This is a genomic window from Dokdonella sp. (genome assembly GCF_019634815.1).
GTDB lineage: Bacteria > Pseudomonadota > Gammaproteobacteria > Xanthomonadales > Rhodanobacteraceae > Dokdonella_A.
In genome coordinates, this window is the sequence record NZ_JAHCAP010000025.1 from 22,940 (window position 1) to 44,401 (window position 21,462).

The window sequence follows — 21,462 nt, forward strand, 5'->3', positions numbered from 1 at the left end:
GCTGCAATAATGGCCCACGCTGGCCTTGACCGAACCGACCGTGCACAAACACATCCTCATCGTTGAAGACGAACCATCGATCCGTGACATGGTCGCGTTCGCATTGCGCAAGGACGGCATGCATTGTGCGCTCGCGGGCGATGCCCGCGAGGCCGAGCTGGCGATTGCCGACCGCATTCCCGACCTCATCCTGCTCGACTGGATGCTGCCCGGTACCAGCGGCCTGGATTTCGCCCGCCGCCTGCGTCGGGCCCGACCCACGATGGAGATCCCCATCATCATGCTGACCGCGCGCGGCGAAGAGATGGATCGGGTCAACGGACTCGATGCGGGCGTCGACGACTACGTGGTCAAACCGTTTTCCGCGCGCGAGCTGATCGCGCGGATCAAGGCCGTGTTGCGTCGCAGCCAGGGCGATGATGGTTCGGGCACGATCAACATCGGCGATCTGCGCATCGACAGTGCCGCACACCGCGTGTTCGCGGGCGAGCAGGCGGTCTCGATCGGACCCACCGAATACCGCTTGCTGCACTTCTTCATGAGTCACCCGGAACGGGTCTACTCGCGCGCGCAACTGCTCGACCATGTCTGGGGCGGCAGCGTCTACGTCGAAGAGCGCACCATCGACGTGCACATCCGCCGCTTGCGCAAGACCCTCGAGCCTTCGGGGCTCGACGGGATGGTGCAGACCGTGCGCGGCAGCGGCTATCGCTTTTCCGCGAACCCGTGACGCGCGTGCGCCAGCAAGCCCAATCCGAAAGCGTCCGCTGGCTGGCCGAGTTGCGGCGCAGCGCCGACGCACTGCCCGATGCAAGCGTGCTGGTCGATCAACGCGGCCGCATTCGCTGGTTCAATCACACCGCCGGCAGCCTGCTCGGATTGTTTCGCCCGCAGGATCGCGGACACGAGCTCGGCGCGCGATTTGCCGGCACGGAGTTGGGGGCATGGCTGCGGCACGGCGGCATGGGCCCGGTGACCGACATCGCCTCGCCACTGCCGGAGGGCCCCCGCTTGGGCGTGATGTTGATCCCGGTCGGGCGGCGCGCGCGCATCCTGCTCGCGCGCGATGTCAGTGCGATCAGTCGCCTCGAGCAAATGCGGCGTGATTTCGTCGCCAATGTCTCGCACGAGCTGCGCACGCCGCTGACGGTGATTCACGGCTATCTCGAACTGCTCGACCCAAATGACGTGCCCGCCTTGGCGCCGGTGCTGGACGAGATGCGCACGCAATCGCGGCGCATGGGGCAAATCGTCGAGGACCTGCTGACGCTGTCGCGGCTGGAAGCCCAGCAAACCGCAGTCGACGACCGTGTGGCGATGGCGCCGATGCTGGCGAGTCTGTTGCGCGAAGCGGAGGCCTTGAGCCAGAGCCGTCACCGGGTCGAGCTCGTGCGCGAATCCCGCGCCGACCTGATCGGCTCCAGCCGCGACCTGCACAGTGCGTTTTCCAACCTCGTCAGCAATGCGGTGCGCTACACGCCCACCGGCGGTTCGATCCGCATCAGCTGGCGTGATGTCGGCGAGGGCGCCGTGTACGCGGTCGAGGACAGCGGCTACGGCATTCCCGCAGATCACATCTCGCGCCTGACCGAGCGCTTCTACCGCGTTTCCTCCAGTCGCTCGCGCGCCACGGGCGGCACGGGCCTGGGCCTGTCGATCGTCAAGCACGTGCTGAGCCTGCATCAGGCCGAATTGCACATCGAGAGCCGTCCCGGCAAGGGCTCGACCTTCAGCTGCGAGTTCCCGGCGGCGCGGATCCAGCGGACGGCGACCTGATTGCCCTGCCGCGGTCTTCGGCGCAGGCGGCGCGAGCCGGGCCACGCTGCGGGAACGACGGCAATGCGTGTTCCCGCAACGGCGCCGAGGCTTCAGATCGCGTAGTACATCTGGTACTCGAGCGGATGGGTCGCGGCGCGAAAGCGCGTGACCTCGGCCATCTTGACCTCGATGTAGGCGTCGATGAAGTCGTCGGAGAACACGCCGCCGGCCTTGAGGAAGCCGCGGTCCTTGTCGAGCGCCTCGATCGCCTGATCGAGCGAGTGGCACACGGTCGGGATGTTCTTCTCCTCTTCCGGCGGCAGGTCGTAGAGATCCTTGTCGGACGGCGCACCCGGATCGATCTTGTTCAGGATGCCGTCGAGGCCGGCCATCATCAGCGCGGCGAAGGTGAGATAGCCGCTGTTGACCGGATCGGGGAAACGCACCTCGATGCGGCGCGCCTTGGGGCTGTGCACGAAGGGAATGCGGCAGCTTGCCGAACGGTTGCGCGCCGAATAGGCCAGCAGCACCGGCGCCTCGAAACCGGGTACCAGGCGCTTGTAGCTGTTGGTGCTGGCGTTGGCGAAGGCATTGATCGCGCGCGCATGCTTGAAGATGCCGCCGATGTAATGCAGCGCAGTTTGCGACAGGCCGCCGTAAAGATCGCCCGCAAACAGGTTCTGGCCGCCCTTGGCGAGTGACTGGTGCACGTGCATGCCCGAACCGTTGTCGCCGACGATCGGCTTGGGCATGAAGGTCACGGTCTTGCCGAACTGATGGGCGACGTTCTTGATCACGTACTTCATCGCGATCAGTTCGTCGGCCTTGCGCACCAGTGAATTGAAGCGCGTGCCGATTTCGCACTGGCCGGCGTTGGCGACCTCGTGGTGATGCACTTCGACCACCTGGCCGATCTGTTCGAGCACCTTGCACATGTGGCTGCGCAGGTCCTGGAAGGAATCCACCGGCGGCACCGGGAAGTAGCCGCCCTTGACCCCGCCACGATGGCCGTGATTTTCACCATCGAAGGATTTGTGCGTGGACCACGCGGCTTCTTCCGAACCGATCTGGTAGGCGACATGGCCCATGTCGTTGCGGTAGCGCACCGAATCGAAGATGAAGAACTCCGGCTCCGGGCCGAAGAACGCGGTGTCGGCGATGCCGGTCGACTTGAGGTAACTCTCGGCGCGCTTGGCGATCGAGCGCGGATCGCGCGCATAGGCCTGCATCGTGCTCGGCTCGAGCACGTCGCACTGGATCACCAGGGTCTTGTCGCTCATGAACGGATCGACGAACGAGGCCGTCGGATCGGGCAGCAACACCATGTCCGATTCATTGATGCCCTTCCAGCCGGTGATCGAGGAACCGTCGAACATCTTGCCGTCCTCGAACAGCGATTCATCGACGCTGTGCGCGGGATAGGTCACGTGATGCTCCTTGCCAAGCATGTCGGCAAAGCGCAGGTCGATGAATTCGATTTCTTCGTCCTTGATCTTGTTGAGCAGGGCGGCGGCAGTGGTCATCGTGGACATCCGTTGCGTGGCTAAGGGCGCGGTTATCAGAGCAAGCCGCGTGCCAAGCCCCACGTTGCCGGCAGACCGCGATGGAATGCGCCCTGCGCGCCGGATGGTCAAGCGAAAGTTCGGCAATGGTGCGTCGTTTGCACCACTTTGGTGATTATCGATACAAGCCCGGCACGTCCGTGCCGTTCCGTAGAATGCGCGCTCCCCCTGCCGGAACCACGCCTTGTCCGACCTTGCTGCCACGCTCCTGCTCGGAATCATCGAAGGCGTCACCGAGTTCCTGCCGATTTCGAGCACTGGCCATCTGTTGATTGCCGAACGCTGGCTCGGCGCGCGCTCGGACCTGTTCAACGTCGCAATCCAGGCCGGCGCGATCCTCGCCGTGGTGCTGATCTACCGCGAGCGCCTGTGGCAACTGGCGACCGGCTTCGCGCGCGGCGAGAGCCGCGACTACGCACTCAAGCTGCTGGCCGCCTTCCTCATCACCGCGGCACTCGGCTTTGCGGCCACGCGACTGGGTTTCAAGTTGCCCGAAACCGTCGCACCGGTGGCCTGGGCGCTGATCATCGGTGGGGTGTGGATGCTGCTGGCCGAAGGCTTCGCCGCACGCTTGCCCGAGCGCAGCTCGATTTCCTGGCGCGTGGCAATCCTCGTCGGCCTCGCCCAAGTCGTGGCCGGCGTGTTCCCCGGCACCTCGCGCTCGGCGGCGACGATCTTCATCGCGATGCTCGCCGGGACCAACAACCGCGCCGCGGCGACCGAATTCGCATTCCTCGTCGGCATCCCGACGATGTTCGCAGCCAGCGGCTACGAGTTGCTCAAGTCATTGCGAGCGCATGGCACGGCGGGCGAAGACTGGAGTGCGCTCGCGCTCGCCTTCACGGTGTCACTGCTGACTGCCTTCATCACGGTGAAGTGGCTGCTCGGCTACATCCGCAGCCACCGCTTCATGCCCTTCGCGCTGTACCGCATCGCGCTGGGCGCGCTGCTGCTTCTGCTGCCCGGCGTGGCTTGATCAACCGCGCAGCGCAGGATTGAGCGTGTAGGTGCCGGTGAGGGTTGCCTGCGCGAGTTCGTGGCCGGCGATTGCCGCGCGCAATTGCGCCAGATCGAAACCCGCCACGAGGTCGAGTCGCTCGACATCGAGCGCATGCACGGTGAAACGGTAGCGGTGGACGATGCTGTCGTTCCATGGCGGACACGGCCCGTCATAGCCAAGGTAGTCGCCGCTCATCTCGGCATCACCGGCGAACCATCCCGTGTAGTCGTTGCGGCCCTGCACCGAACGCGCGGGGCCGGGCGGCGTGCGCTTGCCGCGCGCGACCACGCCATCGGCGCAGGCGCCCTGCGCCAGTTCGATGCAGTCTGCGGGAAGGTTCGCCATCAGCCAGTGCACGAACTCCACACGCGGCAGGGACGCCGGTACCGTGCGGCCCGCTTGATTGACGTCATCGCCGCGCGAGGGTACGTCGACGTCGATGCAGCTGAGCACGAAGGAGCGCGTGCCTGCGGGTACGCCACTCCAGGCCAGATGCGGACTGCGATTGGCCGCGAGCACGCAGGGCTCACCCGCCGGTCCCGGCTGGCCAAATGCACACACCGCGGGAATCGGCCGCCCATCGGCGAAATCGTTGCTGCGGATCTGCATGGTCACCTCCGACGGGTTTCAGCGTTCTTGCAGGCGCGCGAATGGCGCGGCGAGCACCTCACGATACGCCTGCCAATGATCTGCGGCGAAGCGGGTGCGCGGGCGGCCGGCGGCAAGCCGGCGTGACTGCGCGGAAAAATCCAGATGATCCAGACCGAGGAAGCGCGCGACTTCCTGTGCAGCCGAACCCTCCTGGAGCAAGTCCTCCGCGCGTACAGTCAGTCGGCGCGGATCATCAAGCTGCGCCCCGTAGGCGATATGACGTCGGGCACGCGCCAGCCAATCGGCCGCCGCGTTGGCATCGGTGCACGCAAATCCATTGACCCAGCCGAACGCGAGCCAATTGAGCAAGGCATCGCGCGGATCGGCATCCACGATCAAAAGGCGCGTGCCCGGCATCGCGCGACGCACCAGTGCGAGCAGATGCGCATCCCAGCGCGGCAGCCAGTCGACGAGGGTGCGGTCGATCGCCATGCCGCTGCGCGTGAGTGGCTGCAGGTAACGCTCGCGGATGCTTTCGCGCGCGGCATCATCGAGCTCACCACAATAGAACTGGAAGCGCGGATGGTTGAAGTCGTCCGCACGATCACGCGTCACCGCGCGCCCGCGCAACACCTGCAACGACGCCTGGTCAGCGAGCAGGGCCACCACCTGCTCGACGCCACTGCCCGGCGTGCCGAGCACGAGCACCGGCGCATGCGCCCAAGGCTTGCCCGCCGGTTCGGCCAGCGCGGCCGCCAGTTCCGGCCGCGGTTCGGCCAGCGGCGGCAGCGTTTGTTCGAGCCCTTGCTGCGCAGCGAGGAAGCAGCGCAGTGCGGCCTCGCCATCGCCGTCATGGTCATGGCATTGACCCAGCGCACGATCGCGCTGGCGCGCCTGCTCGTCGGTGAGCTTGGCCGCAGCGAGTACGGCCAGCGTCTGCGCAGCCGCGGCGAACTCCTGCTTGCGCAACTGCGCACGCGCAAGCACGAGGCGCGCATCGACATCCGCGGCATCGAGCGCGAGCGCCTGCATGGCATGATCGAGCGCGGCATCGAACAGGCCTTGTTGTTCCTTGAGCAAGGCCGCGCGCGCGTGACCCAGCGCAACCGCGGGTTTGCGGCGCACCAGCACGTCCCACTCGGCGCTCGCCTCGGCGTTGCGGCCGATGGCGGCGAGCACGTCGGCGCGGATCTCGCGGACCTCGTCGTCATCGGGCACCAGCGCGAGGTAGTCGGCAAAGGTCTGCGCGACTTCGTCGTTGCGACCGAGCGCGGCCAGCGCCACCGTGAGCATGCGCATCGGTGTCGGCTGACGCGGGTCGATTTCGATTGCGGCGCGGTAATGCGTGACCGCGTCTTCCATGCGGTTCTCGGCGCGCGCGACGTCGCCAAGGCCGGCATGGGCACGCAGTTCATAGCCGGGCACCGACAGCAAGTGCAGGTAATGCGCTTCGGCGGCGCGCGGCTGGCTTTCATGCATCAACACTTCGGCGAGCCAGGCGTGGGCCTCGTGCAAGCCCGGCGCCAGTTGCAGGCAGCGCTCGAGCGCCTGCCGCGCAAACGTGAGCAGGCCCTTGCGCGCAAAGGTCTGGCCGAGCAGGTACTGCGCCATCGCGTTGTTCGGGATCAGCTCGACCGCGCGCGTGAGGTAGCGCAGGGCCGCGTCCCAATCGCCACGCAAGACCATGAGATTGCCCAGCCCGACCAGCGCATGGCCGTCCTCGCCCGCGCGCAGCGCAATGCGGAAATGATTCTCGGCGCGCGCTTCCTCGCCACGGTTGAGCATGATCTGGCCGAGGCCGATGTGCGCGCCCAGCGCATTGGGATCGAGTTTGAGGGTCTGCTCGTAGCCACGCTCGGCCAGCTCGTGCTTGCCCGCGCGATAGCGCGCGACCGCGAGATTGAGATGCAGATCGGCGATGTCGGGCTTGGCCTGGACCGCGCGTTCGAAGCAGCCTTCGGCCTCGATCGCGTCATCGCGCATCAGGCGCACGACGCCGAGCATGAACACCGCATCGGTGTTGTCGGGTTCGCGCTCGAGCAGTGCGCGATAGCCTTGCTCGGCTTCGTCGAGTCGGCCCTGGCGTTGCAGTTCGAGGGATTGCGCAAGTGTCAGCATGGGGGAGGAATCCGAGCGATGAAGGCGGGACGCCGGCCTTGGCCAAGCGTGAGCCGGCCATTATGCCCGATCCGCGCCTTTGCCCGCAGAAAACCGCGGGATTGCGCGACTTCAGGCCTCGCCCAGCAGGCGCGGCAGGCGCGCGCGCACAAAGCCCTCGAAGAAGCTCGGCGCCAGCATGCCGGCGAGGAATCCGCAATGGCCGCCGTACGCGGTGATTGCCAGTTCCACCTGTTCGGGCAGGCGCAGGGCGCGGAAATCAGCGATCGGGATGATCGGATCATCGGCGGCGGCAAGGATCGTGGCCGGCACGCGCAACTGCGCAAGGCGGTCGCCGGCGATCGAATAGCCGTCGAGATAGGCCTCGAGCGAGCCGAAATCGGTATGCCGCAGCACCAGAGCGCGCGTGAGTCCGCGCAGGTCGAGCTTCAGGTCGGCGCGTGCGAACCATTCGACGTCCGGAAACGCCTGCCGCTTTCCGCGCAGGCTGCGCCGCCACTTGTGCAGGAAATAACGCTGGTAGAACCACGGCCCCTGCTCGAGTCCGAACAAGCCTGCCGCGGGGCTCACCACCGGACACACCGCGAGCACGCCGCTGAGGACATCCGCGGCACGCAAGCCGACCCGCAGCGCGAAATTGCCGCCCAGCGAAAATCCGAGCACGAGCAATGGCTGGCCGGCAAACTGCGCAGCCAGCGCCCGCACCGCGCCGACCACTTCGTCGATGCGGCAGGAATGGAACAAGCCGCGGTTGAGATGCTGGGTGCCACCGTGGTCGCGCAGATTGATGCGAACCACATCGCAACCTGCCGCGAGCAGGTGCGCGGCGGCGTCGATGAGGTAGGTTGATTGTGCGCTGCCTTCCCAGCCGTGGATCAACACGCACAGACCGCGCGCAACGGGTAGCGCCTGCTGGCGGGTGACGAATCCCTGCAGGCACACACCCGCTCCGCAGTCGATCGGCAGCTTCTGCGCAGCGCCTTCGACGCGTCGTCGCGCCTCGCGCAGCAGCCAGCGCCGCAATCCGGCCGAGGCCAGCACGGTCTGCACATGCGGATTGCGCAGCCAGCGTGGCGGGCGAAACTGCGCCGCATCCTGCGCGACACGGGTGGCCGGTGTCGATGGCACGGTCGCGTCAATCGTCAGTCATCTTGGTAGCCAAGGACGGCATTGATGCGCGCCCGACTTTCCTCGGCCATGCGCCGCCGCGCCTCGGGCGCGAGCGCGACCGGTTCGAGGAAATGGACTTCGGCGTCCATGCGCGGATTGCCGAGCAGACGCACGAGATTGGGGAAGAATTTTTCCTTGCGCGCGAACGGCACCGAAGGATCCTGCCGGCCATCGCGGCCATAGCGCAGCGCCACCGGCTGTACCGGTACTTCGGCATCGAGCGCAGTCTGGAAGATGCGCGCATGGAAGGTGCCCACGCGGCCGCCATGCCCGCTGCCGCCTTCGGGAAACACGCCCACCGGCTGACCTTCGCGCAAGCGCTGCACCACCACGCCCATCACCAGGTTGAGGGAATCGCCGTCACCGCGCCGATGGAAGATCGTGCCTGCCCTGGCCGCGAGCCAGCCGACGAAAGGCCAACGCTCGATCTCGCTCTTGGCGACGAAACTCAGCGCACGCTGGCTGTGCATGAGTTCGATATCGAGCCAGGAGATGTGATTGGCGACGAACAGCACGGCATCGGGCAATGGCTCGCCGAAGCTGCGAATGCGCATGCCGAAAATGCGGATGAGGCGCCCCGACCACCAGCGCACGAGGAACTTTTCGACCGTGGTCGAACCGATGCGCATGCGCCTGGCGAGCGGGTTGAACGCGCACAGCGTCAAGGGCACCGCGACGATGCCGTGGAAGAACAACTGCGGCACGCGCCAGGCGTAACGCAAGGGCCGCAGGCGATCGGTCGGCGCGGAGGCTTCGAGGGTTCGGGGTGGGCCGTGCATGACGCGCTATGGTAGCCCAAGGCCGTCGCCTCGCCGCGCCATTTGCCGCGCCATTCGCTACAGGTAGCGCGACTCGACGTAGTCGATTTCCCTGACCAGCTTGCGCGTGACATCGTCGGCGAGCCGGCCCGCGCGGGCGAGCGCGAACAGCTCGGCGCGCTCGCCGCGCAGGGCGGCCAGGCGCAGGCGCCGTTCGGCCTGATCGGCCTGGCGCAGGCGCTGCGCATCGACTTCGGTATCGTCGCCATCGAGCCGCCGCTGATAGATCGCGATCACGCGCGTGGCGGCAGCCGCTTCGATCTGCGCATCGGCGACGGCACCGTCATGCTCGCGGCGCACCTCTTCGATCGCGGTCAGCGCGGCCTTGGCAGCGAGCCGTCGCGCCAGATCTTCCTGGCGCCGGGCATGCGGTTCGGGCGGCACCTGCAAGCCGACCAGCAGCCGCGGCAGGCCGAAGCTCGCGGCCAGCAGCGAGAACACGATCACCGACATCGCGAGGAAGATCACCAGATCGCGATACGGAAACGGTCGGCCGTCGGCGAGCAACAAGGGCAGGGTCAGCACGCCGGCCAAGGTGATCGCACCGCGCACGCCGGTCAGCGACATTGCCAGCACCAGCCGCCATGAAGGACGCTGCTGCGTCTGGCCGCGTCGCCGCAGCAGCCAGGCATCCACATGCAGGGATCCCAAGGTCCACACCAGTCGCAAGGCGGCCAGCACCAGATTGAGCGCGAGCGCGAACAGCAGCAGTGTGTCCATGCCGAACTGCCCGCCGGTGGCAGCGCCCTCGCTGGCGCGATGCAGGATGCCCGGCAGCTGCTCGCCGAGCACGACGAAGGCAGTGCCATTGAGCGCGAATTGAACCGAGTCCCAAACCGCCGCGCGCTGCAGACGCGTGTTGGCGGGGGCGACGCCCGAGAGCTCGGCATAGCTCATCATCACGCCGGCCGCGACCGCGGCCAGAATGCCCGAAGCGCCCAGATGCTCGGCCGCGAGGTAGGCGCCAAACGGCGTGAGCAGGCTGCCGAGCACCGGCAGGCCCGCATCCTGTCCGAAACGCCGCGTGATCAGGCGATGCGAGCGGCTGATGCCCCAGGACACCGCCGTGCCGATCGCCACACCACCGAATGCAAGCCAGACGAAGCTCAACGAGGCCGACAGCAGCGAAAACTGGCCGGTGAGCGTTGCCGCGACAGCGAACCGGAAGCAGACCAGGCCCGAAGCATCATTGAGCAGGGATTCGCCTTCGAGGATGTGCAGCATGCGCCGCGGTATCGGTACGCGCGCGGAAATCGCCGCGACTGCGAGTGGATCGGTCGGCGACACGATCGCGGCCAGCGCGAAGGCGACCGACAGCGGCAACGCCGGGATCAGCCAATGCATGAACAGGCCGACGCCGAGCACGGTGAAGATGACCAGCCCAAACGCGAGCTGCAGGATCGGCCGCGCATCATGCAGCAAGCCATCCTTGGGAATGCGCCAGCCATCGAGGAACAGCAGCGGCGGCAGGAACAGCACGAAAAACAAATCCGGATCGAGCTGCACGCCGCGGCTCGAGAACGCCGCCACGCCGGCACCCAGCGCGATCTGCACCAGCGGCAGCGGCAAGGCGAACGGCAACACGCGCACGAGGTAGCCGCTGGCCAGCACCAGCAGCAACATCGTCAGCACGATTTCGATCGAATCCATCGGCAGGCAGTGGCGCAAGCGACACGGCGACGTTAGCGTGCGCCGGCCACTCGTCGCAATTGTTCAGGCCGCAGCGATGATGCGCCGGTGGCGATGACGGGGCGCAAGCGCGCTCAATCGCGCAGCCGCGCCTCGGCTTCGCCGAGGTCGTTCAGATGTTGCTCCCACCAACGTGCTTCGCCCACTTGCGGAAAGCCACGCGGGAATGCCGGATCATCCCAGCGCGCGGCGACCCAACCGGCCCAGTGCACCTGGCGCAGGATGCGCAGCGGCTCGACCAAGGCGAGTTCGGTGTAATCGAAGTCGCGGAACTGCGCATAGCCTTCGAGCAGGGCATCGAGTGCCCGCGGCGTCGGCGCCAGCATCCACAAGTCCTGCACGGCGGGCGCCATGCGTGCGTCGTCGAGATCGACGAAATGCGGCCCGTGATCGGTCCACAGCACGTTGCCGGCGTGGCAATCGCCATGCGCGCGCAGCAGGCGCGGCGGATGGGCGGCAAAGCGCGCCTCGATCATCAAGGCGAGCGTCTCGGTGCGTGCGTGATAGGCATCGCGGATCGATGGCGGCAACAAGTCCGACTGCAGCGATGCGCGCGCGGCCACGCGAATGAAGGTCTGCGCATCGATGGCGCCGCGCTGCGCAAAGCGATCGCGCGCACCGACCAGGTGGATGCGCGCAAGCAGGCGCCCCATCCAGGCCAGATGTTCGCTCGATTCGAGCTCGGGCGCGCGGCCACCGCGGCGCGGATACAGCGCGTAACGGAATCCGGCCAGCGTGCGCAGGCTTGCGCCATCGATCACCAGCGGCGCGACCGCCGGCAATTCCGCCTGCGCCAGTTCGAGCGCAAACGCGTGTTCCTCGGCGATCGCGGCATCGCTCCAGCGCGCAGGCCGATAGAACTTCACCACCAGCGGCGCGGCCGCATCGAGGCCGACCTGATAGACGCGATTTTCGTAACTGGGCAGTGCGAGCAGGCGTCCGTCGGTGCGAAAGCCCGCCGCCTCGACCGCATCGAGCACGAGCGCCGGCGTGAGCTGCGCGTAGGGTGTCGTCGAGGTCACGCTCACACGGCCTTGGGGCTTGCCCGTGGCACCACCGCGAGCGTGAGGCGCGAAATGCACACCAGTCGCCCACGCTCATCCTCGATGCGGATTTCCCACACCTGGGTGCTGCGACCGATGTGCAGCGCACGCGCCGTTCCAGTCACGCTTCCCGCGGTCACCGCACGCACATGGTTGGCGTTGATTTCGAGCCCGACCGCCATCTCGCTGCTGTCCAGGCACAGGTTGCCGGCGAGGCTGCCGAGCGATTCGGCCAATGCCACCGACGCGCCGCCATGCAAGAGTCCGAACGGCTGGCGCGTGCGCGCATCGACCGGCATCGTGCCGCGGATGAAATCCTCGCCGACCTCGGTCACCCACATGCCCAGGTGCTCGACCATGCAACCGCGATTCCAGCTGTTGATGCGCTCTAGATCGGTCGTCTGCTTCCACAAGGCCATGTTCGACTCGCTGCCGTTCAAAGCGGCCACTATAGCAACCGCGATCCGCAGGACCGGTCCGGTACCTGCCGCGACGAACCTCGTTCATGTTGCGCCGGATACGATGACCCAACCCGGCGGGAGACCATGCGATGTGGCTGCGAAGCTTGCTGACCCTGATCCTGCTTGGCGCGGCCGGAAATGCCTCGGCACTGCGTTGCGGCAACCGCCTGCTCAATGCCGGCGACAGTGACGTGCGCGTGCGTGCGGTCTGCGGCACGCCCTACTGGACCGATGCTTTCGTCGATACCGAAATCACTGGCGCCGGGCATGCACTCGAGCTGCAGCGTGATGTGCCGATCGACATCTGGTACTACAACTTCGGCCCGCGTCGCCTGCTGGTGCAACTGGTGTTTCGCGCCGGCGTGCTGGTGCGCGAGAACACGCTGGGTTACGGCGTGGAAACGATCGGCGACGACTGCAATCCGCAAATGCCCTACACCGGGATGAGCGTGGGCGAACTGGTTGCGCATTGCGGCGAACCGGCCACGCGCCGGGTATCCAGCGGCCATGTCGGTCGCCGGCCCGCGGCGGGCGTCGAACAGTGGCGGGCCTTGCGCGAGGAGGAATGGATCTACGACTTCGGCGCCGGCCACCTGCCCCGTCGCCTGCGTCTGCGCGACGGGCGCGTGGACACGATCGACCCATTGACGCGCTGAAGCCGCACGCGGGCCGACCAGCCCACTGTTCACGGCAAGGAGGCGCCACGGGTCGCAGCGAAGCAGCGTCGCGACCCGCGCACGGCGCGGTGTCTCAGGAGGAATGCGGCAGGCGCGGTACGCCGTGCTCGCTGCGTTCCTCGAAAGCGATCGGCTGGGTGTCGAGTGCGCGCGGCGCGCGCAGCGGGGCGAGGGTCTGCGTGGTCTGACCGCGTGCGCAGCGCAGCGCATTGGCGAACGCGGTTGCTGCGCCCGCCGGATCCTGCGCCGCGCGCCGCAATTCGCCGAGCGTTTCCCAGGCCGCCGCCGAAGGTGCGAGTGCGAGTGCGCGCTGCAACGATTCTTCGGCGCGCTCGTGCTGTCCCTGCCGCAGTTGCAGGCGACCAAGCGTGAGTTGCAGGGCAGCGCTGTTGGGTGCGAGTGCGAGCCAGCCCTCGGCCTGGCGCAGGCGGGCGGCGACCTCGGCGTCACCGAGATCGCCATAGATCGAAGCCAGACGCTCGCTCCACTGGCGGCGCTGCGCCGATTCGACCTCGTCCATCGCCGCCAGCACCTGACCCAGCGCGGCGCTGCGGCGCGCAAAGGCTTCGATGGTTTCCTCGCGCCGACGTTGTGCACGACTGGCGCGATTCCACAGCGCATTGAGGCTGGCGATGTCGGGCGCGGCGGCGAGCGCGGCGGCGAGCGCGCGCGTTTCCAGTTGCTCGAGCGTGCTCGCGGTCAGGGACTGGCTGCGCAGCAGGGCGGGCATGGCATCGAGTGCGACCTGGCTCTCGCCGAGTTCGAGTGCGCTGTCGATCAGCAGGCGTCGACCACGCAGGCACAGTGTGTCGGCGTCGGCATTCTTCTTGAGCAGGTCGAAGGCTTCGCGCTCGCGTCCTTCTTCGACGAGAAAGCGCGCGCGCAAGGCGGTCGCAGCGCGTGCGGCGCCGGCTTCGGCTTCATCGAGCGCCTGCCTGGCGCGCTCCTGCGCGCCTCGTTCGTGCGCGGCGCGCGCCAGCACCAGCAAGGCCGGCGTGCGGAATGCGGCATGCTGGGCGGCCTTGTCGAGATCGCGTTCGGCCTGCAGATAGTCGCCTTCGGCGAACGCGGTGAGACCGTTGGCCAAGCGTTCGCGACCACGCCGCTTGTGCGCGCGGCCCCAGGCACGAAACGGCCAGCGCAACAGACGCCAGGCCAGACCCGCGACCAGCCACGCCAGCAACAGGGCCGCGATCGCGACGACCACGCTGGTTTCGAGCGTGGTGCGTCCCAGACGCAGGTAGACGTAACCCGGATCGGCCGCGAGCCAATGCCAAGCGAGTGCGGCAGCCGCCGCGACGATCAACAGCACGAGTACCCAACGCCAGAGCTTCATGTGGCTTCTCCGGACGCAGGTTTTGCCGAGGGCGTTGGCGCAGCCGCGGGCGCGGGCGCCGACGACGCCGGTGCCGGCGCGAGTGGCTTGGGCTCGGCCAGCGCGCGCGTCGCCCGCAACGCGCGCAGTTCACGCAGGGCGCTGCCCAGTTCCGGCAACGCAGGCACGAGCGGCGCGGCGAGCAGACGGTCGATTTCAGCGAGCGCGGCCTGTACCGCTGCGCTCTGGCCATCGACCAGGGTGGCAATGCCATCGCGTGCGCGATGCAGGGCGGCCTGATATCGCTTCGGGTCGCCACCGAGCAGGGCTGCCTGCGCATCGCGCAGATCGAGGGCAATCACCGCGCGACTGAACGCCGGCTCATGCGCGGTGTTGCCGGCGCCATCGACATGGCCGACGCGCACGAAGGAATCGAGGAAGTCGCGCCAGCGCGAAGTCTGCGCCGCAGGCTCGGGCGCGCGCGCCGCAACCATGCGCGGCAAGGCGGCGCGCAGGCGTTCGATCGCATCGAGGTTGGCGCGCAGGTCGGTGGGTCTTGCCGCTGCCAGCGCATCGCGTTCGGCGCTGATCGTGCGCCGCACCGAGGCAAACGCGGGGTCTTCGGCCGAAGCGAGCGCGGCATCGGCGAGGCGATAGGCCGCGAGCGCCGCATCGGCATCGTGGAACAGGGCGAGTCGCTCCTGCGCCTGCACCAGCAGGAATTCGGTCTCATTGAGGGCGAGCGCATCGCGCCCGCTCAGGCGCTGCTCGGCCAGATGCGCAATCGCATCCTCGACGTGCCGCACGCGCTCGCCGAGCGCAAGCACTTCCTCGCGCAGGCTCTTGTTGACGGTGTCGGCATCACCCAGTCGCGCGCGCACGCCATCCAGATCGCGCTGGCGCTGGCCGATCTGGCCCTCGATTCCGTCGAGTCGTGTCGACAGTTGGCTCAGCGCCGTGCTTTGGCTGGCATCACGTTCGTCAAGGTAGACCCGCCACGCCGACCACGCGGCGAGCAACAAGGCGAGCAGCGCCAGCAGCACGGCCAGACCACCACGCCGCGGCGCGGGCGCGGTCGCGCCGCGAACCACCAGCGCCTGCGTTTCGCCCACTTCCTTGTTTTCGATCGGTGCGTTCATGTGTTCATGCTAGCCGAACTGGCCGGCACAGGCCGTACCCGGACGGCTTGAGCGGCCAGATCTTCGTGAATGAAGCCGCCATCTCCGCATGGACGGGTTCCGGACCCTGAACCAGCGCGGCGAACTCGCGCGGCCTCTCATCCCTTTCCTACAGGCGATGGCGCGCCAGCCAGCGCGCCGCGCCCTCGAGCAAGTCGCTGCCCATCGCGCTGCGGGCGAGTGTGACATCGACGAAGCCGTGTCCGCGCGCAAGGCCGGCGAGGCGTTCACTGGCGACGATCAGCGGCTGCGCACGCCAGCGCGCGGCCAGCGCGACCGGCAGCAGGGCGCACAGGTGGTCGAGCGCCTCGGCGCTCGACAGCAGCGTGATCCACGGGGCGGCGGCCGCTTCGAGCGCTTTGAGGTGACGACGATCCAGACGCGGCGCGCGGCGCTGGTAGACATGCAGGATTTCGAGCTGCGCACCGCGTGCACGCAAGGCCGGCGCGATCAGATTGCGGCCACCCGGTGCGCACAAGAGGGCGACATGGCGTCCACGCAGCCGCGCGAGCTCAGGCAATGCGAGGAGGGCTTCACTGTCGGCGCCCGCGGTCGGGGCGAGCGCCTCGATTCGATGTCGCGCCAGCGCACGTCCCGTACCGGCGCCGACGGCGAAGGCACGTGCGGAGCGCGACAAACGCAAGTTCGGCGCCAGCTCGAAACAGGCGCGCACCGCAGCCGGACTGCTGAAAATCCAGTCATCGAAACGGCCGTCATGCAATCGCCGCGCAAGCGCGGGATCGTGCTCGTTGCGCAGGCTCAGGCCCGGCAGCAGCAGCGGCACGCCACCGCGCGCACGCACCTGCGCGGCGAGCGCACGTGCGGTGCCTGCAGGGCGCGTGATCAGCACGCTCGCGCCGGCCAGCGCATTGCCGTGCGAGGTGGCGTGATCGATGGCGGGCTTGGTTGCGGACATGCGTGGGCATGATAATGCGCGCCGCCGCCGTGTCGGCGCGCCACGTTTTCCAAGACCAAGGTCGATTCCGATGCCCACACCTGCGGCCGCGCTCGAGCGCGAACTGCTTGATTGCATTCCGCTCGCCCGGGCGATGTCGCTGCACGTGCAAGATTGGGACGGCGCGCTGCTCACGCTCGCTGCGCCATTGGCACCCAACATCAATGACAAGGGGTGTGCCTTCGGCGGCAGCCTCGCCAGCCTGATGACGCTGGCGAGCTGGGGTGTGGTCGAACTGGCACTGCGTGAGCGCGACCTGGATTGCGATGTCTACGTGCAGGACAGCGCGATTCGCTACCTGGCGCCCGTGTGGGGCGATTTCCGCGCGCAAGCGCAGTTGGCGCCCGGCGAATCCTTCGACGATTTCTTCGCCACGCTGGCCGCGCGCGGCAAGGCCCGCCTGAGCCTGAACGCACAGGTGCCGCTTGCAGACGGCAGCATCGCTGCGAGCCTGGGTTCGCGTTTCGTCGCCATCGTGCGCACCGCAAACTGAGCGTGCGCGCGCGCACTTGTTGCACAATTGGCGCGTCCCGCCCCTGGAGGATCGCCATGCGCCGCACACTGTCGCTGATCTTGCTGGTCCTGGTCTGCCTGCTGCCGGCCGGCTGCGCCAATCAGGAAATCCGCTCCAAGCAGGCCATCCTCAAGGACACCCTGCGCGCCTATGCAGCGACGATCCGCTGGGGTGAGATCGAGCAGGCGGTTTCCTTCATCGATCCCAAGGTGCTGGCCGAGCATCCGCCAAGCACGATTGACCTGGAGCGCTTCAAGCAGGTGCGCGTGAGCAGCTACGACGAGTCGCCGCTGGTCACGGTTGGCCCCGAAGAGGTTCGCCAGACGGTTCAGCTCGATCTGTTCAATGTCAACACGCAAACCGCGCGCAGCGCGGTCGATCACCAGATCTGGAAATACGACAAGGCCACCAAGCACTGGTGGCTGGTCAGCGGCCTGCCCGACATCAGCCGACGCGAGTGATCGGGCGCCCGGCAGTCGCCGGGCATGATTTTCCGCGATAATCGCCGGCCGCGTCCGCCGGTTTGACCCGCATGTCCGAATTCCTCCACCGCCTGCCCGAGTTCCTCGGCAACCATTTCGTTCTCGCCCTCGCCTTCATCGGCGTGCTGGTGGCGCTGCTGGTCGTCCAGATGCAGCAGTTCATGCGTGGCTATACCGCGCTGACGCCGGCCGGGCTGACCCAGCTGATCAACCGCGAGAATGCCTACGTGATCGATGTCTCGGCGCAGGCCGAGTTCGAATCGGGCCACGTTCCGGGCGCGCATCACCTCTTGCCCAGCCAGGTCGATCCCGACGGCAAGGAGCTGTCGAAATCACGCGAGGCGCCGGTCGCGCTGACCTGCCGCAATGGCCAGGCTTCGGCCTCCGCCGCGCAAAAACTCAAGAAGGCGGGCTATTCCAAGGTGTTCTGGCTCGAGGGCGGAATTGCCGCCTGGCGCGAGGCGCAGATGCCACTGGCCAAAGGCCGGCAGTGACGATCCGCCCGGCGGCGTGCGCTGGCAGCGCCGGCGTGGGATAATCGCCTCCTTTTCCCTCCCGCAGGAACACCGAAATGGCAGAACAAGGCAACGGCGCCGCCAATGGCCTGGCGCAAGCGCAGGCTCAGCTCAATTTGCAGCGCATCTACGTCAAGGACGTCTCGTTCGAGGCGCCGGGCGTGCCGCAGATCTTCCAGGAACAAGGCCAGCCCAATGTCGAGCTCAACCTCGGCCATCGTTCGACCGTGCTCGGCCCGGATGTCCACGAAGTGGTGCTCAGCGTGACTGCCACCTGCAAGGTCGGCGACAAGACCGCCTACCTCGCCGAAGTGCAGCAGGCCGGGATTTTCGGCATCGCCGGTTTCGACGATGCCGGTCGTGACGCGATCCTCGGCAGCTACTGCCCGAACCTGCTGTTCCCGTATGTGCGCCAGATCATCTCCGACCTGGTGCAGAACGGTGGCTTCCCGCCGCTGTTCCTGCAGCCGATCAACTTCGACGCGCTGTATGCCGAGCAGGCGCGCCGCCGCAGCGAAGGCGCTTCCGCGCAGCCACTCAATGCCTGATCGACTGCGATCGCGGTGAGGCGATGAGCCAGGCCACGACCGCAGTACTGGGCGCAGGCTCCTGGGGCACGGCGCTGGCCGTGCAACTGGCGCGCAATGGCGTTCCCACCACGCTGTGGGGGCGCACGCCGCAGGCCATCGTCGAGATGGCCGCGGAGCGCCACAACGCACGCTACCTGCCCGATCTCGAACTGCCCGATTCGCTGCAGCTCACGGCGGCGATCGAGCCGTTGGTGCGCGATGCCGGCACGATTCTCATCGTCGTGCCCAGCCACGCCTTCGACGAATTGCTGGTGCAAATCGCACCGTGGGTCGCGCCCGGCGTCGGCATCGCCTGGGCCACCAAGGGTTTCGATCCCGCCAGTGGCCGCTTCCTGCACGAACTGGTCGCGCAGCGCCTGCCCGGCCACGCGGCAGCGGTCGTCACCGGCCCCTCGTTCGCGCGTGAAGTCGCGCAAGGCCTGCCGACCGCGCTGACCGTGCATTCCGCCGATCCGGCATTTGCGCAGCTCATCGCCGAACAACTGCATTCACCACGCTTTCGCGCCTACACCGGCAGCGACGTGCTCGGCGCGGAACTGGGCGGCGCGATGAAGAACGTGCTCGCCGTCGCCACCGGAGTCGCCGATGGCATGTGCATGGGCCTCAACGCACGCGCCGGCCTCATCACGCGCGGACTCAACGAGATGATGCGCCTGGGCGCTGCGCTCGGCTCCCGTCCGGAAACCCTCATGGGCCTCGCGGGCCTGGGCGATCTCGTGCTCACCTGCACCGGCGACCTCTCGCGCAACCGGCGCCTGGGCCTCGCGCTCGGCCAGGGCATCGGCCTGCAAGAGGCGATTGCGCAGATCGGCCAGGTGGTCGAAAGCGTGCAGACCGTCGATACCGTGATGCACCTGGCCAACGCGCACGACGTGGAGTTGCCGATCACTGCGCTCGTGCAAAAAGTGCTGCACGAGGAGCTCACCCCCAGCGAAGGCATGGTCGCGCTGCTCGCACGCGAGCAGAAGCCCGAATACCGCTGATCGGGGCGTCGCGCCGGGTCTGCGCCGCGATACGCACCGCACGCGAGTCTCCATTCGGCGCGATGCACCTCGCAACGCCTCACGCCGCCGCTGGCCGCGAACCCCGACCGCTTCCGATCACTCCAGGCCGTTGGCAAAGATGAGATCGGACTGCAGGCGCGTGACCACGAGGTCGAGATCGGTGTCGCCAGTGGTGGAATCGGGTGATTCGCCGACCAGCACCGGGCGTCCACCATCGAGGAACACGCGCTTGAAGATCGTGCGAAAGGCTCCCTGCCCGCCCGTGGTCTTGGCGATGTAGCCCGAGGGCGACGAGGTGCCATTGAAACTTGTATCGATGGCAGCCGATGTCGACAGGCGCCCGGAGATGCCCTGTTTGAACGGCGCGTATTCACCGGCGAGCAAGAAGCGGCCGCGACTGTCGATTGCCAATCCGTTGACGATGGCGTCGGTCCACGGCAACACCATCAAGGCGCGATTGGTGACGTTGCCGAAGCCGGGCTTGTCTTCTGCGCTGCCCACGGCCTTCCGGCGCAGCAACACCGGCACGGATTTGAGGTTTGTGTCATTGGCCCAGCCCAGGGCGACCGGCTTGCCGTCTGTCTGGACAGCCAGATCCGTCATGTAGGCGAGCTGGTAGCCGCTGGCCCCGCCCAGATCCACGACGAAGGAGTCGACATGGGTCGTTCCGCTGGAGGTCGTGTCGAAGATGAACCAGTCGGTATTGCTCGCGCTGACCGCATGGTCCCCGCCCACGACGATGCGATCGCGCGGTGCGTCGTAGACGATGCGTGCGACGTGCAGGACGTTCTCGCACTGCACGCCGCAAAAGTATCCAAGACCACCGGCGACGGAGCCGAAATCCTCGTCGCGCGAACCGTCGGGTTTGAGCTTGACCACGCCAACCAGCGTGGTCGCATTGCCGCTCATGCGATCCTGGATCACGCCGGCAACGAAGATCGAGCCGTCTGGCGATGTCGTCACGCTGGAGGGCGTGTCGTTGACGCGACCATTGGCAGCGTCGAAATCGAAGGCCACGCCGGTGCCGCCGTCGCCGGCAAAGCTGGTGTCATCGCTGCCATCGGCCTTGAAGCGCACCACGCCGAAATCCGATTGCCCGAGCGCGCCGGGCGTCGCGCCGACGACGATGATGCGGCCCTGCGCGTCGATCGTCATGTCGGTGACGCTGCTCAGCCAGGCATCCTTGAGCACGCGGCCCGTGCCGGCGTTGCCGGTGGCCGCGCTGCCGCCGAACGTCGCATCGTCGCTGCCATCCGCGCGGAACTTGGCGAGAAAGATCAGCGCGCCGGCGCCGCCACCCGCGCGTGATCCGGCGAGTACGTAGCCGCCATCGGGGGCGCGCGCCGCGGCGACGATGCGCTCATCCGCATTGCCACCGCCAGCCACGTAGGCGCGCCGCCATCCCGGCTGGACCCCGCCGACGGTAAACGTGGTATCGACGTTGCTGTCGCCGGCATGCGTGACCAACGGTGCCAGGCCAATGCAGGCCGCAAGAACGAGTTGGCGCGTCGCGCGCAGGCCATGGTTGAAGCGATAAGCAGACATGAAATTCTCCCGGTTGGATGCCGCGTACCGGGACAGACGCAAACCGAGGCACCCGAACGACAGATTCACGCAGGAATCATCTTCCCAGCCCCGTCCGCGCCCGGCGCAAGTCCGCCACGATCGGCATGTAAGGCCGATCCTTGTCGAGGATCCCAAGGGCGAAATCGAGCTCGCGCCGGGCATCGGCAGCCTGTCCCGTCGCCGCCTGCGCCATGCCGAGCACGCCGCGCGCCTCGGCGGCGCGCCAGTGGCGGTCGCCCGAAAACCGCGTGTACAGGTCCGCGGCTCCCTGCGCGGGCGCGAGTGCCTCGCGTGCGTGCACCTCGCCCAGCAAGGCGAGCGCCAGCGTCATCTGACCCCAGGCTTCCTCGGTACCACCGTCCGGCGACAACGCGCGGCATTCGTCGATGGCGTGGCGCGCCAGCTCGACCGCGCGCGCGAAATTGCCGGCCTCGCCCTCGCTGCGCGCGAGCAAGC

General features: G+C 67.5%; 22 protein-coding genes. 9 read left to right on the forward strand and 13 right to left on the reverse strand.

Annotation, left to right across the window (positions count from 1 at the left end; translation table 11 throughout):
* The first annotated feature begins 40 nt into the window (after window positions 1-40).
* Complete coding sequence (gene phoB / locus KF759_RS11895; RefSeq protein ID WP_291225823.1) at window positions 41-730, forward strand: phosphate regulon transcriptional regulator PhoB; 690 nt, start codon at window positions 41-43, stop codon at window positions 728-730.
* 5 nt (window positions 731-735) lie between these two features.
* A complete protein-coding gene (phoR, locus tag KF759_RS11900; RefSeq protein WP_291225781.1) occupies window positions 736-1,776 on the forward strand; it encodes a phosphate regulon sensor histidine kinase PhoR in 1,041 nt (346 codons plus the stop codon).
* Window positions 1,777-1,868: 92 nt separating this feature from the next.
* Here phoR and glnA read toward each other — a convergent pair whose 3' ends face one another.
* A complete protein-coding gene (gene glnA / locus KF759_RS11905; RefSeq protein WP_291225782.1) occupies window positions 1,869-3,281 on the reverse strand; it encodes a type I glutamate--ammonia ligase in 1,413 nt (470 codons plus the stop codon).
* A gap of 223 nt (window positions 3,282-3,504) precedes the next feature.
* Here glnA and KF759_RS11910 point away from each other — a divergent pair, with 223 nt between their 5' ends.
* Window positions 3,505-4,296, forward strand: coding sequence for an undecaprenyl-diphosphate phosphatase (locus KF759_RS11910; protein WP_291225786.1), 792 nt, complete (start codon window positions 3,505-3,507; stop codon window positions 4,294-4,296).
* Here KF759_RS11910 and KF759_RS11915 read toward each other — a convergent pair whose 3' ends face one another.
* The 7 genes from KF759_RS11915 to KF759_RS11945 form a co-directional block, all read right to left on the reverse strand.
* Window positions 4,297-4,929 carry a YbhB/YbcL family Raf kinase inhibitor-like protein gene (locus tag KF759_RS11915; protein ID WP_291225787.1) on the reverse strand — a complete coding sequence of 211 codons (633 nt, stop codon included), beginning with the start codon at window positions 4,927-4,929 and terminating at the stop codon, window positions 4,297-4,299. It lies immediately after the preceding gene.
* 18 nt (window positions 4,930-4,947) lie between these two features.
* Window positions 4,948-7,029 (reverse strand): tetratricopeptide repeat protein, encoded by a 2,082-nt coding sequence (locus KF759_RS11920; protein WP_291225789.1) that lies wholly within the window; start codon window positions 7,027-7,029, stop codon window positions 4,948-4,950.
* A gap of 111 nt (window positions 7,030-7,140) precedes the next feature.
* Entirely contained in the window at window positions 7,141-8,157 is a 1,017-nt protein-coding gene (locus KF759_RS11925; RefSeq protein WP_291225791.1) for an alpha/beta fold hydrolase, read from the reverse strand.
* Window positions 8,158-8,171: 14 nt separating this feature from the next.
* Window positions 8,172-8,978, reverse strand: coding sequence for a lysophospholipid acyltransferase family protein (locus tag KF759_RS11930; RefSeq protein ID WP_291225793.1), 807 nt, complete (start codon window positions 8,976-8,978; stop codon window positions 8,172-8,174).
* A gap of 57 nt (window positions 8,979-9,035) precedes the next feature.
* A complete protein-coding gene (locus tag KF759_RS11935) occupies window positions 9,036-10,667 on the reverse strand; it encodes a Na+/H+ antiporter (RefSeq protein ID WP_291225795.1) in 1,632 nt (543 codons plus the stop codon).
* A 113-nt stretch (window positions 10,668-10,780) separates the two neighbouring features.
* Window positions 10,781-11,728, reverse strand: coding sequence for a serine/threonine protein kinase (locus KF759_RS11940; protein ID WP_291225797.1), 948 nt, complete (start codon window positions 11,726-11,728; stop codon window positions 10,781-10,783).
* A 2-nt stretch (window positions 11,729-11,730) separates the two neighbouring features.
* Window positions 11,731-12,168, reverse strand: a complete 438-nt coding sequence (locus tag KF759_RS11945) for a hotdog fold thioesterase (RefSeq protein ID WP_291225799.1) — start codon at window positions 12,166-12,168, stop codon at window positions 11,731-11,733.
* A 131-nt stretch (window positions 12,169-12,299) separates the two neighbouring features.
* On the opposite strand from KF759_RS11945, the gene KF759_RS11950 reads away from it, so the two are divergent.
* On the forward strand, window positions 12,300-12,866 hold the full coding sequence (locus KF759_RS11950) for a DUF2845 domain-containing protein (protein ID WP_291225800.1): 567 nt from the start codon (window positions 12,300-12,302) through the stop codon (window positions 12,864-12,866).
* A 94-nt stretch (window positions 12,867-12,960) separates the two neighbouring features.
* On the opposite strand, the gene KF759_RS11955 is transcribed toward KF759_RS11950, so the two are convergent.
* The 3 genes from KF759_RS11955 to KF759_RS11965 form a co-directional block, all read right to left on the reverse strand.
* Window positions 12,961-14,223: a heme biosynthesis HemY N-terminal domain-containing protein gene (locus KF759_RS11955; protein ID WP_291225801.1), complete on the reverse strand. Its 1,263-nt coding sequence runs from the start codon at window positions 14,221-14,223 to the stop codon at window positions 12,961-12,963.
* Window positions 14,220-15,341 carry a uroporphyrinogen-III C-methyltransferase gene (locus KF759_RS11960; RefSeq protein WP_291225803.1) on the reverse strand — a complete coding sequence of 374 codons (1,122 nt, stop codon included), beginning with the start codon at window positions 15,339-15,341 and terminating at the stop codon, window positions 14,220-14,222. Before KF759_RS11960 ends, KF759_RS11955 begins: the two co-directional genes overlap by 4 nt.
* 148 nt (window positions 15,342-15,489) lie before the next feature.
* Window positions 15,490-16,296 (reverse strand): uroporphyrinogen-III synthase, encoded by an 807-nt coding sequence (locus KF759_RS11965; RefSeq protein ID WP_291225805.1) that lies wholly within the window; start codon window positions 16,294-16,296, stop codon window positions 15,490-15,492.
* Window positions 16,297-16,366: 70 nt separating this feature from the next.
* On the opposite strand from KF759_RS11965, the gene KF759_RS11970 reads away from it, so the two are divergent.
* The 5 genes from KF759_RS11970 (at window position 16,367) to KF759_RS11990 (ending at window position 19,419) form a co-directional block, all read left to right on the forward strand.
* The gene (locus tag KF759_RS11970; RefSeq protein ID WP_291225807.1) at window positions 16,367-16,828 is read left to right on the forward strand and encodes a YiiD C-terminal domain-containing protein; all 462 of its coding nucleotides are present in this window, start codon (window positions 16,367-16,369) and stop codon (window positions 16,826-16,828) included.
* A gap of 56 nt (window positions 16,829-16,884) precedes the next feature.
* Entirely contained in the window at window positions 16,885-17,310 is a 426-nt protein-coding gene (locus KF759_RS11975; protein WP_291225809.1) for a hypothetical protein, read from the forward strand.
* A gap of 71 nt (window positions 17,311-17,381) precedes the next feature.
* Window positions 17,382-17,825 (forward strand): rhodanese-like domain-containing protein, encoded by a 444-nt coding sequence (locus KF759_RS11980; RefSeq protein WP_291225811.1) that lies wholly within the window; start codon window positions 17,382-17,384, stop codon window positions 17,823-17,825.
* Between the two features lie 77 nt (window positions 17,826-17,902).
* Window positions 17,903-18,394, forward strand: a complete 492-nt coding sequence (secB, locus tag KF759_RS11985) for a protein-export chaperone SecB (protein ID WP_291225813.1) — start codon at window positions 17,903-17,905, stop codon at window positions 18,392-18,394.
* A 23-nt stretch (window positions 18,395-18,417) separates the two neighbouring features.
* Window positions 18,418-19,419, forward strand: coding sequence for an NAD(P)H-dependent glycerol-3-phosphate dehydrogenase (locus tag KF759_RS11990; RefSeq protein ID WP_291225815.1), 1,002 nt, complete (start codon window positions 18,418-18,420; stop codon window positions 19,417-19,419).
* A gap of 117 nt (window positions 19,420-19,536) precedes the next feature.
* On the opposite strand, the gene KF759_RS11995 is transcribed toward KF759_RS11990, so the two are convergent.
* Complete coding sequence (locus KF759_RS11995) at window positions 19,537-20,985, reverse strand: hypothetical protein (RefSeq protein ID WP_291225817.1); 1,449 nt, start codon at window positions 20,983-20,985, stop codon at window positions 19,537-19,539.
* 76 nt (window positions 20,986-21,061) lie between these two features.
* Window positions 21,062-21,462: hypothetical protein (locus KF759_RS12000; protein ID WP_291225819.1), on the reverse strand; the 401-nt coding region annotated here is incomplete at its 5' end.

Coding starts and splice junctions, on each gene's coding strand:
- KF759_RS11935 (WP_291225795.1), bottom strand. CDS start 10,667: ATGGATTCGATCGAAATCGTGCTGACGATGTTGCTGCTGGTGCTGGCC.
- KF759_RS11930 (WP_291225793.1), bottom strand. CDS start 8,978: ATGCACGGCCCACCCCGAACCCTCGAAGCCTCCGCGCCGACCGATCGC.
- KF759_RS11970 (WP_291225807.1), top strand. CDS start 16,367: ATGCCCACACCTGCGGCCGCGCTCGAGCGCGAACTGCTTGATTGCATT.
- KF759_RS11955 (WP_291225801.1), bottom strand. CDS start 14,223: ATGAAGCTCTGGCGTTGGGTACTCGTGCTGTTGATCGTCGCGGCGGCT.
- KF759_RS11915 (WP_291225787.1), bottom strand. CDS start 4,929: ATGCAGATCCGCAGCAACGATTTCGCCGATGGGCGGCCGATTCCCGCG.
- glnA (WP_291225782.1), bottom strand. CDS start 3,281: ATGACCACTGCCGCCGCCCTGCTCAACAAGATCAAGGACGAAGAAATC.
- KF759_RS11965 (WP_291225805.1), bottom strand. CDS start 16,296: ATGTCCGCAACCAAGCCCGCCATCGATCACGCCACCTCGCACGGCAAT.
- KF759_RS11920 (WP_291225789.1), bottom strand. CDS start 7,029: ATGCTGACACTTGCGCAATCCCTCGAACTGCAACGCCAGGGCCGACTC.
- KF759_RS11950 (WP_291225800.1), top strand. CDS start 12,300: ATGTGGCTGCGAAGCTTGCTGACCCTGATCCTGCTTGGCGCGGCCGGA.
- KF759_RS11960 (WP_291225803.1), bottom strand. CDS start 15,341: ATGAACGCACCGATCGAAAACAAGGAAGTGGGCGAAACGCAGGCGCTG.
- KF759_RS11975 (WP_291225809.1), top strand. CDS start 16,885: ATGCGCCGCACACTGTCGCTGATCTTGCTGGTCCTGGTCTGCCTGCTG.
- KF759_RS11945 (WP_291225799.1), bottom strand. CDS start 12,168: ATGGCCTTGTGGAAGCAGACGACCGATCTAGAGCGCATCAACAGCTGG.
- KF759_RS11990 (WP_291225815.1), top strand. CDS start 18,418: ATGAGCCAGGCCACGACCGCAGTACTGGGCGCAGGCTCCTGGGGCACG.
- secB (WP_291225813.1), top strand. CDS start 17,903: ATGGCAGAACAAGGCAACGGCGCCGCCAATGGCCTGGCGCAAGCGCAG.
- KF759_RS11980 (WP_291225811.1), top strand. CDS start 17,382: ATGTCCGAATTCCTCCACCGCCTGCCCGAGTTCCTCGGCAACCATTTC.
- KF759_RS11995 (WP_291225817.1), bottom strand. CDS start 20,985: ATGTCTGCTTATCGCTTCAACCATGGCCTGCGCGCGACGCGCCAACTC.